The organism is Citreicella sp. C3M06 (genome assembly GCF_018860705.1).
Classification (GTDB): Bacteria; Pseudomonadota; Alphaproteobacteria; order Rhodobacterales; family Rhodobacteraceae; genus Salipiger.
Genome location: NZ_JAHKQA010000100.1, coordinates 1 through 15715 on the forward strand (window position 1 = coordinate 1; position 15715 = coordinate 15715).

Consider the following 15715-nt stretch of genomic DNA (forward strand, 5'->3'; position numbering starts at 1 on the left):
CGGATCAGCCGGTTGCCGATTTGCTCAGGCGCCCGGTCGACCGGCAGGCGCATGCGCAGCATGCTGCCAGGAGCGGGCCGTTCTTGATCCGCTCGACAACCTGATTTCGAAGCTCTGGATGCCGGATCAATTTGCGCTGACGGGCGCGCCGATGGATGGCTTTCTGATGCGCGGCAGCATAATGCTCGCCGTCATCGCCCGGTAGGCTTTCGTCACTGAACCAGCTCCGCGTGATCTCGCAGTGGCTCGTGGCTTTTGAACGCTGCAACACCCCCGCCATCTCCCGGACGGGGATCTTCGCCAGCCGCCAGCGTTCGATCTAAAGACGTTCCTTGACGCTCAGTTGCGTGTATACCGCTCCCAAGGCAGACTTTCTCCATTAGATAACCATCCGTTTTCTAATGGGAGTCGCGCTTGAGGGTAGCGCGCAACGGGTTTTATGTGAAGCAAGATCGGGAGGACCGGGGTCGCACATAGGGTGTGCTACGGTGACCCTCGTCGCAGGCCGATCCGGCAACTAGGCGACATGACAACGGCAGGTCTCCGGTCACCCTTACTCACCACTCGCATCATGCACTTAATATCAGTGGATTGACGGACCCAGACTGAGGCTCATGATGAACCTATCAAGCTCGGGCTGGGGAAAAACGATGGCCAACGACGAGGACCCACCGCAGTACTTCTCCTTTCGGGAGCGTCAACGCCAGTAACAGCTTTCGCGCCAACGGGACGAGGAGCGTTTGGAGCGAGGCGAGCTCTCTGCGCGCGACCTGCAACGTGAGAACTACGCCTTTGCGCATGTCCCATTCAACTGGTTTTCGATCCGACGCAGGGATGGCTCCCATATGCGTATTCCCATACCGCCACGCCGGTCACTGACCGAACCGGAAGACCCATGACCTGCCCCCCCCCCCGCGGGTCCCTCATTCATGACGAGAGTCTGCAGGTTGGTGATGTGCTACCCGACGCGCCCTCGGCCGTTCTTAGAGTATCCGCGCTTGCATCAGGCTCACGGGCTGGTGTCGTGAGCTGATTTGATCAGGTCTGTCGGGACCTTGTTCCCGATGGCCCCGTGCGGTCTTTCTTCGTTGTCGTCTCTACCACTGCCCGGCAGGCGATTGCGAAGCAATCTGCCGAGAGCGGCCAAGCCTCCAGCTTTTCGGCGGCATCTTCAAGGCTCATGAACCAGTGGCTGTTCAGGCATTCCGCCCGGAAGCGCCCGTTGAACGCCTCGATTAAGGCGTTGTCCGTGGGTTTTCCGGGGCGCGAGAAGTCCAGCGTCACACCCTTGGCGTAGGCCCATATCTCCATGTCCTTCGAGATGAACTCGCTGCCCTGATCGACGCGGATTGTGGCTGGATAGCCGCTGCGTTTGCACACCCGCTCGAGGGGCGCGACGACGTCTTCGCCGCGGTAGGTGAAGCGTGCCTCGAGCACCGGCACATAGCGCGAGAATGTGTCCACCATCGTGAGCACGCGAAGCTTGCGCCCCGTCGCGAGCTGATCGTGGACGAAGTCCATAGCCCAGATATCGTTGGGATCGACAGCCTCCTTCCGGTCGTCGCGGAGCTTGGCCTTTACCCGCCGCTTCGGCGTCTTGTTCCCCAATTTCATGCCCAACTCATTGTAAATGCGATAAGTCTTCTTCGCGTTGATCTCCCAACTCTCGCGGCGCAACAGCACATGCACCCGCCTATAACCGAAGCGGACACGGGTCTGGCAAATCTCTCGGATCCGCTGTTCCAAAGCGGCCTGCCCAGGTCGGCGAGACTTGTCGCGATAGCTCCTTGGATCGGACCGGATCACCTCGCAGGCGCGGCGGATCGACACCTGCCAATCCGCCCGCATCTCATCGACCAGCGTCCTCTTCCGGGCAGGCCTCAAAGCTTTCGCTTGATGACGTCCTGCAACATCTCCTTGTCCAGCGCGAGATCGGCGGCGATCTTCTTCAACCGCGCGTTCTCCTGCTCAAGCTCCCGCAGCCGCTTCATCTCGGACGGCATCAATCCCGCGTACTTCTTCTTCCAATTGAAGAAGGTCGCCGTGCTGATCCCCGCCTTGCGGCAGACCTCTACGACAGGCGTGCCATCCTCCGCCTGCTTGAGATGAACGCCTTCTGCGCGTCCGTGAACTTCGATGCCTTCATGCGTTTCCGCTCCTCTCCCAGCCAAGGATTCCGCCCGGAAAACTCTAAGCTGGAACGGGGGCGTTTTCGGGGATCACATCACGCGTAAACCGCTCCCATGGCAGACACTCTACAATAGATGACCATCTGTTTTCTAATGGGAGTCGCACTTGAGGGTAGCGCGCACCACAGTACCAAGCATAATCTGATAAGATTTCCCTTGGATAAGGGGTCCAGTTAACCATCTGCTTTGGCAGCATTTATCCGCTTTTGCACGGCTGTCAAACGCGCGAGCGACTTGCGCAGCGCATGTTGCATCAACGCGGGGTCAAGGCACCGGCGAGGCCATCCTCGCATGCCGGGGTCATGCGGTGTGGCTTGCCGCTCCTTGCCTTGCAGGCGGGTGCGCGGCGCACCGGCAACGGCGGGCGACGGCCCACCGCACGGGAGATTCCCTTCCAGAACTGGCGTTGTCCGGCACACAAGGTGCTTTGCCTTTGGGCCGCTGCTGCGCCACAAAGGGCAGGCCCAGACACGCCCAAAGGACCGCGCTCGCATGACTTTTGCCACCTTCCACTGGCACCCCGAAAGCCGCCTGTGGCGACATGGCGATGCATGCGCGTCGCATTTGCTGGACAAGCTGCAGGCGGCGCTGGCGCAGGGCGCTTCGCTCGCCATCGGGCCAAACGGGATCGACTCCCTGGCCGGCGCGCCGCGCGGGCTGTTGCAGACCCGATCCTCGGGGACGACCGGCAGCGCCAAGGCGATCCGGCGCAGCCATGGCTCGTGGATCTCCAGCTTTGCGGTGAATGCTGACGCGCTGGGGATCACGCCGCGCGACAGCTATGGCATCCTTGGCGCGCCCGCCCAGTCGCTGGCGCTGTATGGCCTCGTCGAGGCGGCATTTCTGGGCGCGGATTTGCACAGTCTTCAGAGGCTACGGCCGGCGCGGCAGGCCGCACTTATGGTGGAGGGTGGCGTGACCATCCTCTATGCCACGCCGACCCAGCTGCGGCTGCTGTGCGAGGTCGGCCAGCCGATGCCGAGCCTCCGGCACATCCTGTGCGGCGGCGGGCGGATGCCGGACGGGCTGCGCGCGCGGGTTGCGCAGCTGTGCCCCGGCGCGGCGCTGCGTGAATTCTACGGCGCCGCCGAGACCAGCTTCATCGCCTGGGGCGACGCGGACACGCCAGAGGGCGCCGTGGGCCGCGCCTATCCCGGTGCCGAGATCCGGATCGACGCCGCGCCGGGCGGCTTTGGCGAGATCTGGGTGCGCAGCCCCTATCTGTTCGACGGTTATGCCGAGGGCGACAGCGCCGACACCCGCTGGCAGGACGGATTCGTCACCGTGGGCGAGATCGGGCGGATCGAGGGCGGAGTTCTAACCGTCGCCGGGCGGCGCTCTCGCATGGTCACCATTGCCGACACCAATGTCTTTCCCGAGGACATCGAGGCGCTCTTGCTTGGCGATCCGGCTGTCAGCCATTGCGCGGTGCTCCCTCGCCGTGATCCGCGTCGCGGCACGCAGCTGGTGGCAGTGATCGCTGGCAACTGCCCCCCTGCGCTCGAGGATCATTTGCTGAGGCTCTGCCGCGCCGGGGTCGGGGCGCTTGCCGCGCCGCGCCGGGTGATCGGCATCAGCGACTTTGACTTGACCGCGACAGGCAAACCCGACCTGCGCGCCCTCGCAAAGCGGCTGGAGGATCTGCCATGAGCGGCGTGCGCATCGTTGCGGCGCTGCGCACGCCGGTCGCCCCGCGCGGCGGTGCGCTGTCGCGGATGTTGCTGCATGAGCTTGCCGCGCCCGTCTTGAACGCGGCTCTGGCGGCGGCAGGGCTGGCGCCCGAACAGGTCGATGAGCTGGTGCTTGGCAATGCGCTTGGCGCAGGCGGCAACCCGGCGCGGCTGGTGGCGCTTGCGGCCGGGCTGCCCGAACGCGTCGCGGGCCTGACCATCGACCGGCAATGCTGCGCCGGGCTGGATGCGCTGGTGCTTGGGGCGGCGCTGATCGCCTCGGGGCAGGCGGAGGTGGTGGCGGCTGGCGGGGTGGAATCCTATTCCCGGCGGCCCTTGCGGCTGCGCACCGATCCGGATGGCGGCACACCGCAAGCTTACGACCGCCCGCCTTTCACCCCCTTTCCAGAGCGTGACCCGGATATGGACACCGCCGCCGATACGCTGGCGCAGCGGGCTGGCTTTGATCGCGCCGCGCAGGACGATTGGGCCGTGGACAGCCATCGCAAGGCCCGCGCCGCCGATCTTCGGGAGGAGATCGTGCCTCTGGCGGGGCTTGCGCGCGATGCCTTCACCCGCGATCTGTCGCCTCGGCTTGCGGCGCGGGCGCGGGTGCTGACCGGCAGCATCACCCCGGCCAATGCCGCCGTCGCTGCTGATGGCGCGGCGATCTGCATCATGGTGTCGGATCGCGTCGCCGCGCGGCTGGGGCAGGGCGGCCTTCGCTGGGGCGGTGGTCTGACCCTTGGCGCGCGCCCCGATCTGCCCGGCCTTGCGCCGGTTGCCGCCATCAAGGCCTTGCTGAATCGCAACCGGCTTCACCCGCAGGACTTGCGCGTGGCCGAGATCATGGAGGCCTACGCCGTGCAGGCGCTGGCCTGTATCGCGGGCGCGCAGATCGACCCGCAAATCGTCAACCCCGGCGGCGGCGGGCTGGCGCGCGGCCATCCGGTTGGCGCTTCGGGGGCGATCAACGCGGTACGGCTATTTCATGAACTGCGGGGCAGGGGGGGCAGCGGCATCGCCGCCATCGCGGCGGCGGGTGGGCTAGGTAGCGCGGTGCTGATGTCCGCCGACTAGAAGCCCCTGAGCGTCGCGAACTCTTCAAGGGGCGCGCGCTCGGTCCGCACGGAATTGGCCGGGGCATCCGGATCGGCGCGCCCGAGCGCGAGGCCGCATACCACCATCTCGTCAGCGCCAAGGCCAAGCGCTGCGTGGGCGACATCGGCATGATTGGCCAGCGCGCCGATGCCGCAGCTGGCGTAGCCCATGCCTTCGGCGGCGATCATCAGCGCCATCAGCGACAGGCCCAGATCCATGAAGCAGCCCTTGCCCATCGCCGGGTCGATGGTCACGACGATGCCGACCGGCGCATCGAAGAAGCCGTAGTTGCGGGCAAACTGGGCGCGTCGCCCCGGCAGATCGCGCCGTTCGATCCCCAGCGCTGCATACAGAGCATGGCCCGCCGCGCGCTGGCGGGCCTTCAGGGCGGGCGGCATTGGCTGCGGAAAATAAGAGTATTGCGACACTTGCGCCCGGCCCGCGCTGGCCGCATCCACCAGCGCCACGCTGAGCTTTGCCAAGGGCGCACCGGTCAGTGCATGGAACCGCCCGGGCTGTAGATTGGCCCCGCTTGGCGCGGTGCGCGCGGCGCGCAACATGCGTTCCACATCGCCGCGCGGCACTGGATCCGGCAGAAACCCGCGGACAGAGCGCCGCGCGAATAGCAGCGCCTCTGCCGCGCTCAGGCTCATGCGCGCGACAGCACGCTGGCTGGGCGCGCCCGCGCCAGCGCCGAGGTGATCAGACCGGCCAGAACCGCCTTGATGACATCGCCCGGCAGGAAGGCGGTGACCAGAAGCGCGGCCTCGGGGAGGGTCTTGCCAAGCGTCACCGACATGCCGACGATGCCGAAAGCGTAGACCACAGCGATGCCGCCGATCAGCGAGGCCACCGCCGCCACCAGCGCCAGCTTGCCGCGCCAGCGCTCGACGATCAGCCCGGTGACAAAGGCGGCAATCGGCCAGCTCACCAGAAAACCCACGGTGGGCGAGGCAAACACCCCAAGCCCGCCGCGCCCGCCCGCCAGAAGCGGCAGCCCCAGCGCCACCAGCGCCACGAACAGCAGCGCTGCCAGCGCGCCGCGCCGCGCCCCCAACACCGTGCCGCACAGCATCACGCCCAGCGTCTGCGCGGTGATTGGAACGCCAAAGGCGAGGGTGAATTTCGGGATCAGTCCGAGCCCGGCGATCAGCGCGGCAAACAGCGCGATCATGGTGAGATTGCGTTCCAAGGGCGGTCCTCCTAAGGGTTCAGGTCGGGCGGTTCCAGCCCGCCCCGGGCGCGCAGCGCCTCGGCGACCTGTTCTGCATCATCGATGGCCAGTGCCGCAAGGGGCATTACGATGCGCCAGCCTGCCCGCCGCCGCGACCGCGCCCGCCATGCGTCGGACAAAAGCCCGCCCTTGCGGGCGATCGCCGGGGTGAACCGCACCACCAGCGCCACCGACAATTCCAGTGCGCGGGTCGACAGGCCGAAGCGGCGCAGCGGCGCCAGCACTGCGGATGCCACGGCGATCATGTCGGTCAGCCGCGTCGTCATGGTGACGAAATTGGCAAGGCTCAGCGCCGCCATCAGGCGCAGCGCCACCTTGATGCCTTCGCCGATCTGCCCGGTCAGCCCGTGCCACAGCGCGATCAGCGCGAGGAACGGCAGTAGGATGCGCAGGCTGGCCGCGGCGGCGCGGGAAAAGCGCCACCCGCAGCTAAGGATCAGCGCCAGCACCGCGACGCAGGCCAGCGCCAGCGCGCCGGGCGAGGGCAGGGCGAACAGCCCCACCGTCGCCGCCGACAGCGCCGCCAGCTTGAGGCCGGCGGGCAGCCGGTGCGCCCATGTGTCAACCGGCGAGGTCAGAGAGATCATCGCAGCCCCCCCAATCGCGCATCTGCGCTTCGAACGCGGGCAGCACCGCGCCGGGCGGGCCATCAGCCCGCAGCGTGCCGTCGTCGATCCAGATGATCCGCTCGTAATCGCGCACGCTGCCCGGATCATGGGTGATCTGGATCAGCCGGGCCTCTGCCTGATCAAAGGCACGCGAAAGCTGCATCCGTGTCGGGATATCCAGCCCCGAGAACGGCTCGTCGAGCAGGATCAACCGAGGGCGCATCGCCAGCACCGCCATCAGGCAAACCAGCTGCTTTTGCCCCTGCGACAGCCCGTGGGTCGGCGCATCGGCCCAATGCGCCTTGCCGAATTGCGCAAGGATCGCAGCGGTCTGCGCGGCGGCATCCGGTTTCGACTGGCCAAGCTGGGTCAGGCCAAAGGCGATCTCTTCGCTGACGGTGGGAAAGATGATCTGATGGTCGGGGTTCTGGAACAGGATGCCAACGCTGCGCAGCGCCGCCTTGCGATCACGCGCCATGTCGCGCCCGTCGATGCGGGCGCTGCCGGTGTCCGGGGCCTGAAGCCCGGCGATGATCCGCGCCAGCGTCGTCTTGCCCGATCCGTTGCGCCCGACGATGCCGATGCGCCGCTCGTCCGCACGCAACGAGATGTCGCGCAGGGCCAACGTCTCTCCGAGGGTCACCGAAACGTTGCTGAGTTCCAGCATTTGCGTCGTGTTCCTTGCGCTGCGCAGACCGCCCGCGCGCCGCGAAGATCCGGGCGCAACCGCAAGCCTGCTAGGTCGCGGCCGCTTATGCCCCGCAGCGCTGGCAAGGCCAAGGCAGAACGCGCGATGCGGGGGGTCAGAAACTCAGCCGGTAATTCGTCGTCAGTTTCAGCGGCTGGGCCGGGTCGAACACCTGCCGCCCGTCCAGTTGCACCGACACCGAATGTTTCTGGCGCGACCACAGCAACCCGGCGGCAAGGGTCTGCGCGCTGTAATCGCCTCTGCCGTCGGCGTTGCTCCACTGGCCCTGCGTCATGCCGAAATCGACATAGGGGCGCAGGGCGTTCTGCGGCAGAAAGGTGGCGCGGGTCGACAGCGTGCTATCGAGCTTGGTGATGCCAAACCCCCCGAGGCTGCGGCGCCCCGGCGTCACTTGCCGCGAGAATTGCAGGGTCGCGGTGCTGCCCAGCCGGACATCGCCGAAATCGCGTTCCAGTCTTGCGCGCGCTCCGGCGCCGAAGCGGGCGGCACGCAGGGTGGCTCCGGCGATGCGGTAGACAGGGCGCGAAAAGCTGGCCCAGCTTTTGAGATTCAGATACTTGCCGACTGGTGTCTTGAAATAGGGGCCAAAGGAAAAGGTGCGGCTCTGCACGGTTTCGCCGTTGCTCAGCTCGGCGCTGCCAAGGCTGGCCACAAGCCCAAGCCGGCTGGCATTCATCACCGGCACATCGTAGCCCAGCAGCAGGCGGCGGCTGACCCCGTGCGGGGTGCCGTCGTATTCGGTCATGCGAAACGCTGTCCAGGCGCGGGCGGTATTGGCCCCGGCCTGCGTTGCAAGATACAGCCCGTTGCCGTTGAGGCTGACATGGCCAAAACCATCCATCACATGCCCCAGCGCCGCCTCATGCGCGGCGATATCGGCGGCCAGCGTGGTTGTCGCCCCGAGCCGGAGCGCGGCGCGCAACTCGGCATCTTCCGCGCGGAGGGGCAGAGGGGCAAGCGCCAGAAGGACGGCGCACATGGCTTTGGCGCTCAGCGCGTGCATGACAGCGGGGCTCTTTTGGTCTGGACGTTTGGTCTTCGGGGTCTTCCCTCGATACCCGCCGCGCGGCGTTCGATCAAATCACAATGCCGCCCTGTCTGGCGATACCCTGCGGTAACGTAACGTTAGCCACACTTGCGAGGCTCAGCGCCAACGGTCGCCTTACGGGCAGCCCAGATACAAAGGGGGCGCCCCACGCACAGAGAGGCGACCCCGGAACGCACAGGCACGGACGATCAGACCAGCGGATCGCTCAGCGCGAAGGTCATGCTCAGATCGGTTTGCGTGGTCAGCACGCCGCTCAGGGTGACGGTGGCGCCATCGCCATAGGACACGACGGTGTCGCCAGTCAGTTGCACGACGTTGTCAATCCCCACGTCGAAGAAGCTCAGCACGTCGGTTGCCACGTCGAAATCGGTGATGGTGTCATCGCCGCCAGCGGTCTCGAAGACAAAGACATCGACGCCGGTGCCGCCGGTCAGGATATCATCGCCGGTGCCCCCGGACAGCAGGTCATCGCCGATCCCGCCATCCATCCGATCATCGCCGCCGCGCCCGTACAGCATATCGTCGCCCGCATAGCCTTGCAGGGCATTGCGGTAGTCGTTCCCCGACAGCGCGTCGTCATGGATCGTGCCGCGCAGCGCCTCGATCGACAGCAGGATGTCGCCCGCCGCATCGCCGGTGTTGGCGCTGGCATCGGCAAGATCGACGGTGACGCCGCTGCTGGCGCCCAGATAGCTCGCCACGTCGCGCCCGATGCCGCCGCGGATCAGGTCAGCGCCGCTGCCACCGTTCATCGTGTCGTTGCCGAAGGAGCCGATCAGCGTGTCGTCGCCTTCCCGGCCTGTCAGGCTGTCATCGCCCGCAAGGCCGATCAGCCGGTTGTCCTCGGCATCTCCTGCGATGGTGTCGGCCAGATCGCTGCCCCGGATGTTCTCGATGCCGGTCAGCACATCCCCAAGCGCTGCGCCAGCGTTGGCCGCGCTGTCCTGAAGATCAAGCATCAGCGACATCGTCTGATCGTCATAGGCGGCCAGATCGATGCCCAGCCCGCCATCCATGCTGTCGGCGCCCACGCCGCCCACCAGCGTGTCGTTGCCCTCGCCGCCGATCAGCGTGTCGTCGCCGATCCAGCCCGACAGGAAATCCCGCCCGCCGCGCCCGTCGAGCAGATCGTCGCCGATCCAGCCAAGCAATTCGTTGCGATAGGCGTTGCCCGAAAGGTCATCGTTCTCGGCTGTGCCAAGCAGGGTTTCAATACTGCTCAGAACGTCGCCCGCCGCGGCCCCGGCATTCAGCGTCTGGTCGTCAAGGTCGATCACCGCAGCCAGGGTTGCTCCGGAATAATCTGCCGTATCCCAGCCATTGCGCCCGTAAATCATGTCGGCACCGGCGCCGCCGATCAGCGTGTCGGCGCCGCTCCCCGCCCGCAGGGTGTCGTTGCCATTGCCGCCGCGCAGCAGGGCGGAATTGCTCCAGCTTGTCAGGTCGTCGTCCCCGTCGCCGCCGTTCAGAGTGTGCTCGCCCCAATCGGCGTAAAGCGTGTCATCGCCGCCTTCGCCGAACACTGCGCTGCGGGAGCCATATGCATAGATCTCATCGCCGCCGTCGCCGCCAAGCGCGACGGTGTTGGTGCCGCTGGCATAAATGGTGTCATCGCCCGCGCCGCCTTCGATGTGGTTGGTGCCGCCGTAGGAATCGATTTGGTCGTTGCCGTCGCCGCCAAGCAGCACGTCGTTATCGCTGCCGCCGATCAGCGTGTCCTTGCCATCGCCGCCGATCAGCGTGTTGTTGCCGCCCGCATAGCCCGCAAGCGAATCGTCGCCCGCGCCGCCATCAAGCAGATCGTCGCCCGTGCCGGACAGCAGGCGATCGTTGCCCTCGCCGCCCAGCAGCGTGTCGTTGCCATTGTATCCGGCAAGCAGATCATCGCCTGCGCCGCCGTCAAGGCTATCGTCCCCGGCCTGACCACGCAGTGTATCGTCAGCGTCCGAGCCGATCACCGTGTCATTGCCCGCCAGCGCATCGACGTCGCCGCCCCCGGCCTCTGGCATCTCGTAGAAATCGTCGCCATTGGTCAGGCTGAGCTGGGCGGTTGCCTGCAGCACATAGGCGCCCGTGCTGCTGCTGTAGCCACCGGCGGCGATATAATAGGTGCCGGTATAGCTTGTGGTGTAGACGATGCGCGAATTCAGCCCCGGCCCGGAGTCGTCGTTCTGGGTGAGCAGGTTGCCGCTGCTGTCATAGAGATAAAGATACGGATCGCTCATCCATTGGCTGTAAGGGGCGTAGGTGCCATCCAGCGTGATGGTCACCTCTCGCCCCTCGGCGAGTTCAATGCCGACCCAGTCGGTTTCACGCGACGTTTCCACAATGCCGTAGAACCTGTCGTTCAGGTTTATGGAATAGGGGGTGGTGATATCGCTCGGCGCGTCGCCGGCGTCTTCGTTTACAATTGCCATTTTGATTAAATCCTCCGCTAACTGAAAGGATCATGGGCTCAAGTTTGCAATTTTTTCAACCTAAAGCTTATTGCGCACACTCTATCGTTCATCATTTTGCGCTTTTTATTTGTCGGTTCGGATCGCGCGCGTGATGTCTGGCGTCAGCACGGTCGCAACGATGCGGTCGCGAAACAGGTCGACATGGGCGGCGGCAACCCGTTCGGCCGCGGCGGCATCGCGGGCGCGGATGTGGGCGATCAGCTCGCGGTGGTGACAATTGGTCTGGGCAAGATGCTCGCGCAGGCGGGTCTCATGACCGGCATGTTCGACAAAGCTGACATGGCCGACCCGCATCCCCTCGATCAACGCGCGCTCGTAGGAATCGTGCAGGTGCGATGATCCGGCGGCGGCGCTGATGGCGAGATGAAAGGCGCAGTTGGTCTCGTTGATCTCTTCGACATCGCGGGCGGTGGCGGCGGCTTCAAAGGCATCCTGCGCGGCTTCGATGGCGGCCAGTTGCGCGTCGCTGCGGCGCAGGGCGGCAAGATGAGTCTGCGCGCGCTGCAGCAGGTCGAGCGCTTCGAAGAAATCGCGCAAATCAAACAGGTTCATCGCCGCGACCCGCGCGCCGCGCCCACGCACCACCTGCACCAGTCCTTCGGAGCCGAGCCGGATCAGCGCCTCGCGCACCGGCGTGCGCGACACCTCGTAGCGGGCCGAGATCTCCAGCTCGTCGAGATCCGATCCCGGTGTCAGTTCCATACGCAGAATCGCGCGTCGCAGCATCCGGTACACATGTTCCGCCCCGCGCGCCGCGCCGGGGTCTGTCGGTTTGCGTGCCATTCCTGATCCCTTCCTGCCCGGTTTTGATGCCTTTGTATGCGCAATGCGCGGATGATGCGTGGGAAAATGACCGTCACTTGATATTTTGTTTGACTCATTCTTTGCATACTTTGTGTATTACAAAGCAATACCGAAGGAAGACAGACGATGGCGGAACACTGGACAATCGGCGTGGACGTGGGGGGCACCTTCACCGACCTGTGCGCGATCGAGGCGCAAACCGGGCGCATCGCGCTGCACAAGGTGCCCAGCACCCCGGCGAATCCGGCGCTGGCCATCGTTTCGGGGCTGGATGGGCTGGCCGACAAGGCGGGGTTCGATCTGGGTGATGTGCGCGCCATTGGCCATGGCACCACGGTGGCCACCAACGCGCTGATCCAGCGCACCGGCGCGCGAGTGGCGATGCTGACCACCCAGCATTTCCGCGATCTGGTCGAGATCGGTCGCCAGACCCGCCCGCTGATGTATGATCTGCGCGCCGATTACCCCGCGCCGCTGGCCCCGCGCCATCTGCGGCTTGAAATCACCGAACGCATCGGCGCTGCGGGCGAGGTGGTGACCCCGCTGGATATGGCCACGGTCGATGCCGCCATCGAGGTGCTGAAGGCCGAAGCGGTCGAGGCGGTGGCCATCGCCTTCCTGTTCTCCTATCTCAACCCGTCGCACGAACAGGCGGTCAAGGCGCGCCTGACCGAGGCGCTGCCCGGCGTCGCCATCAGCGCCTCGTCGGACGTGATGCCCGAATTTCGCGAATATGAACGGTCTTCGACCACGCTGCTCAACGCCTATCTGCAACCGGCCTTCGGCGATTACATGCGCACGCTGTCGGCCGAGGTCGCCGCCTGCTCGCCGCGCGCCAGCCTTGGGGTCAACCAGTCGAGCGGCGGCCTGATGTCGGTGGACAAGGCCCGCGATTTCCCGATCCGCACCGCCATGTCCGGCCCTGCGGCGGGGGCGAATGGCGCGATCCACACCGCGATGCAATCGGGCATCGAGAATGTCATCACCTATGACGTGGGGGGCACCAGCGCCGATGTGGCGCTGATCAAGGGGCAGGCCATCGGGCTGGCCTTTGACCGCGACGTGGCGGATTTCCCGGTGCGCATGCCGATGGTCGACATCAACACCGTCGGGGCCGGGGGCGGCTCCATCGCATGGTTCGACCGGGGCGGGTTGATGAAGGTCGGCCCGGCCTCGGCGGGCGCGCGGCCCGGCCCGGCCTGCTATGGCCACGGCGGCAGCCACGCCACCGTGACCGACGCCAACGTGGTGCTGGGGCGGCTGTCGACACGCGGCCTGCTGGGCGGCGACATGTCGCTGGATGTCGAGGCTTCGTTCCGGGTGGTGGGCGAGGTGGCCCGCCAGCTCGGTTGCCCGATCGAAACCGCGGCGCGCGGCATTCTGGATATCATGGCGGCAAATTCGGTGCGCGCGATCCGGGCGATTTCGGTCGAACGCGGCCATGATCCGCGTGATTTCGCGCTGATGCCCTTTGGCGGCGCCGGCCCGCTGCATGCCGAAGCGGTGGCGCGGGCGCTTGGCATCCGCACCATCCTCGTGCCGCTGCTGCCGGGCATTCTCTGCGCCGAAGGTCTTCTGGTCGCGGGCCGCTCCGAAGCGCTGGTGCGCTCGCAGCGCCTGCCGCTCGACGCCGCCGCGCCGGATACGCTGGCCACCCTGTCGGCAGAGCTGCGCGCCGAGGCCGAGGCATGGTTCGACGCCGAAGACATCGCGCCGCAGGAGCGCAGCGTCAGCCTTGTGGCCGACATGCGCCATGCCTCGCAGAATTACGAATTGCAGATCCCGGTGGGGGCGAATGTCGGTGATCTGGAGGCGCTGAAAGACGCCTTCTTCGAGGCCCACACCCGCGCCTACGGCTTTCACAACTCCGAAGATCCGATCGAGATCATCGCCCTGCGCATGACCCCGCAGGGGGCAAAGCCGCAGGTCGGAACGCCGCCGCAGGGGGCAGGGGCCTCGACCACCCCCGCGCCGCGGTCGCGCCGCCCGGTCTGGTTCAACGGCCCTGAGGCCATCGACACCCCGGTCTTTGAACGCGCCGATCTTGCGCCCGGAACCGCGCTGCACGGCCCCGCCGTGATCGACCAGTTCGACAGCACGCTGCTGCTGTTCCCCGGCGATGCGGCCCGCATCGACGACGCGCTCAATATTCTCATCACCCGTGGAGGCCTCGACCAATGAGCGCGCCCGATCCAATCACCGTCGAAATCGTCGCCTCCGCCTTTCGCTCGGTGGTGGATGAAAGCTTCATCGCGCTGATGAAAAGCGCCTATTCGACCAATATCAAGGAACGGCACGACCATTCCTGCGCGATCTGCGATCCGCGCGGGCGTCTGATCGTGCAGTCGGAACAATCGCTGCCGATCCATCTGGCCTCGATGACCGGGCTGATGCAGGCGGTGCTGGCGCGCTATCCGCTGGACCAGATCCACGAGGGCGATATCTTTGTCGCCAATGACCCGCATGTGGCGGGCGGCACCCACCTGCCCGATATCAACTACGCCGCGCCGATCTTTGCCGAGGGGCGCATCCTTGGCTTTGTCTGCAACATCGCCCATCACGCCGATATCGGCGGCATGGTGCCCGGCTCGATGGCGGGCGGCATGTCCGAGATCTGGCAGGAGGGCCTGCGCATCCCTCTGGTGCGCCTGTTCCGCGCCGGGCAATTGCAGCAGGACATTCTGGATATCCTGCTGCTCAACGCGCGCATTCCAAGCGAGCGCCGGGGAGACCACTTTGCCCAGATCGCCGCCTGTCGCCTTGGCCTGCGCCGGGTGGACGAGATCGTCGCCCGCTACGGCGCGCCGCTGATCGAGGCGGTCTGGGACGAATTGCTGATCCGCACCCACACGCGGATGCGCGCCGCGATTTCCGATCTGCCCGACGGCATCTACCGGTTTCAGGATGTGATGGATGACGACGGGTTTGGCACCCGTGACATTCCTCTGAAACTGGAAATTCGCGTCAGCGGCGAACGCGCCGTGTTCGACTGGACCGGCAGCGCGCCGCAGGTGCGCGGCAACATCAACCTGACCTTCGGCGCGACCAAGGCGGCGGTGGCCTATGCGCTGCGCACCCTGCTCGACCCCGAAATCGCCAACAACGAAGGCGTGCTCGATTGCTGCGAGCTGGTGACGCAGCGCGGCAGCATCGTCGATTGCGTTGCGCCCGCGCCGGTGGCGCAGCGTCTCAACACCTCGCAGCGTCTGGTCGACATCATCATCGGCGCGCTGGCGCCTGCCATCCCCGATGCGGTGGTTGGCGCCTCGAACGGGGCCAACACCACCGCCGTCTTTTCCGGCACCGATCCGCGCAATGGCCAGCCCTACCTGTACCTTGAAACGCTGGGCGGCGGGGCCGGGGGGCGGTCTGACCGCGATGGCAAGGACGGGGTGCAGGTGCATATCACCAACACCTCGAACCTGCCGATCGAGGCGATCGAAACCGAATATCCGCTGCGCGTTCTGGCCTATGGCTTTGCCCCCGACAGCGGCGGGGCAGGGCGGTTTCGCGGCGGCGCGGGGCTGCGCCGGGTGATCGCGCCGGTGGGCCATGATTGCACCTTCAACGGCGCGGGCGAGCGCTTTTCCAACGCGCCATGGGGGATCTTTGGCGGCGGCGAAGGCCGCCCCGGACGCTTCGTGCTGCAGACTGGCGCGCAGGACCAGCTGCTGGCGTCCAAGCCCACGGCGGTGCCGCTGCCCGAGGGCAGCGCCATCGTTGTCGAAACCCCCGGATCGGGCGGCTACGGCCCGGCGCAGGACCGCCCGCAAGAAGACGTCGCCGCCGACGCGCTTGCCGGGAAGTATTCTGATGAGTTTCTCGATCGCAACTACCCCGCGCAACGACGCGGGCAAGACCGGGCCTGACCCGGACATCCAACCAACAGGGAA

At 66.2% G+C, this 15715-nt stretch carries 12 protein-coding genes and 1 pseudogene; 5 read left to right on the forward strand and 8 right to left on the reverse strand.

What is annotated here, in order from left to right; translation table 11 throughout:
* A partial coding sequence (locus KO516_RS22385; protein WP_216006010.1) for a hypothetical protein occupies nucleotides 1-205 on the forward strand: 205 nt, incomplete at its 5' end.
* A gap of 804 nt (nucleotides 206-1009) precedes the next feature.
* Here the strand turns inward: KO516_RS22385 and KO516_RS22390 are convergent.
* A pseudogene (locus KO516_RS22390) lies at nucleotides 1010-2146 on the reverse strand (IS3 family transposase).
* A 535-nt stretch (nucleotides 2147-2681) separates the two neighbouring features.
* On the opposite strand from KO516_RS22390, the gene KO516_RS22395 reads away from it, so the two are divergent.
* Both KO516_RS22395 and KO516_RS22400 read left to right on the forward strand, forming a co-directional pair.
* Nucleotides 2682-3839: an AMP-binding protein gene (locus tag KO516_RS22395; RefSeq protein WP_216006011.1), complete on the forward strand. Its 1158-nt coding sequence runs from the start codon at nucleotides 2682-2684 to the stop codon at nucleotides 3837-3839.
* A complete protein-coding gene (locus KO516_RS22400; RefSeq protein ID WP_216006012.1) occupies nucleotides 3836-4939 on the forward strand; it encodes an acetyl-CoA C-acyltransferase in 1104 nt (367 codons plus the stop codon). Before KO516_RS22395 ends, KO516_RS22400 begins: the two co-directional genes overlap by 4 nt.
* Here the strand turns inward: KO516_RS22400 and KO516_RS22405 are convergent.
* The 7 genes from KO516_RS22405 to KO516_RS22435 form a co-directional block, all read right to left on the reverse strand.
* Complete coding sequence (locus KO516_RS22405; protein WP_216006013.1) at nucleotides 4936-5613, reverse strand: nitroreductase; 678 nt, start codon at nucleotides 5611-5613, stop codon at nucleotides 4936-4938. The two genes, KO516_RS22400 and KO516_RS22405, sit on opposite strands and share 4 nt — an antisense overlap.
* Nucleotides 5610-6152, reverse strand: coding sequence for a biotin transporter BioY (locus tag KO516_RS22410; RefSeq protein ID WP_216006014.1), 543 nt, complete (start codon nucleotides 6150-6152; stop codon nucleotides 5610-5612). Before KO516_RS22410 ends, KO516_RS22405 begins: the two co-directional genes overlap by 4 nt.
* A gap of 11 nt (nucleotides 6153-6163) precedes the next feature.
* Nucleotides 6164-6781, reverse strand: coding sequence for an energy-coupling factor transporter transmembrane protein EcfT (locus tag KO516_RS22415; protein WP_216006015.1), 618 nt, complete (start codon nucleotides 6779-6781; stop codon nucleotides 6164-6166).
* Complete coding sequence (locus KO516_RS22420) at nucleotides 6756-7469, reverse strand: energy-coupling factor ABC transporter ATP-binding protein (RefSeq protein ID WP_216006016.1); 714 nt, start codon at nucleotides 7467-7469, stop codon at nucleotides 6756-6758. Before KO516_RS22420 ends, KO516_RS22415 begins: the two co-directional genes overlap by 26 nt.
* A 136-nt stretch (nucleotides 7470-7605) precedes the next feature.
* Nucleotides 7606-8514: a hypothetical protein gene (locus KO516_RS22425; protein ID WP_216006017.1), complete on the reverse strand. Its 909-nt coding sequence runs from the start codon at nucleotides 8512-8514 to the stop codon at nucleotides 7606-7608.
* A gap of 233 nt (nucleotides 8515-8747) precedes the next feature.
* On the reverse strand, nucleotides 8748-10976 hold the full coding sequence (locus tag KO516_RS22430; protein ID WP_216006018.1) for a calcium-binding protein: 2229 nt from the start codon (nucleotides 10974-10976) through the stop codon (nucleotides 8748-8750).
* A 105-nt stretch (nucleotides 10977-11081) separates the two neighbouring features.
* Nucleotides 11082-11801: a GntR family transcriptional regulator gene (locus KO516_RS22435; protein ID WP_216006019.1), complete on the reverse strand. Its 720-nt coding sequence runs from the start codon at nucleotides 11799-11801 to the stop codon at nucleotides 11082-11084.
* Nucleotides 11802-11948: 147 nt separating this feature from the next.
* On the opposite strand from KO516_RS22435, the gene KO516_RS22440 reads away from it, so the two are divergent.
* Together KO516_RS22440 and KO516_RS22445 are read left to right on the forward strand one after the other, a co-directional pair.
* Entirely contained in the window at nucleotides 11949-14003 is a 2055-nt protein-coding gene (locus tag KO516_RS22440; RefSeq protein ID WP_216006020.1) for a hydantoinase/oxoprolinase family protein, read from the forward strand.
* Nucleotides 14000-15691, forward strand: coding sequence for a hydantoinase B/oxoprolinase family protein (locus KO516_RS22445; protein WP_216006021.1), 1692 nt, complete (start codon nucleotides 14000-14002; stop codon nucleotides 15689-15691). Before KO516_RS22440 ends, KO516_RS22445 begins: the two co-directional genes overlap by 4 nt.
* Nucleotides 15692-15715: the final 24 nt, after the last annotated feature.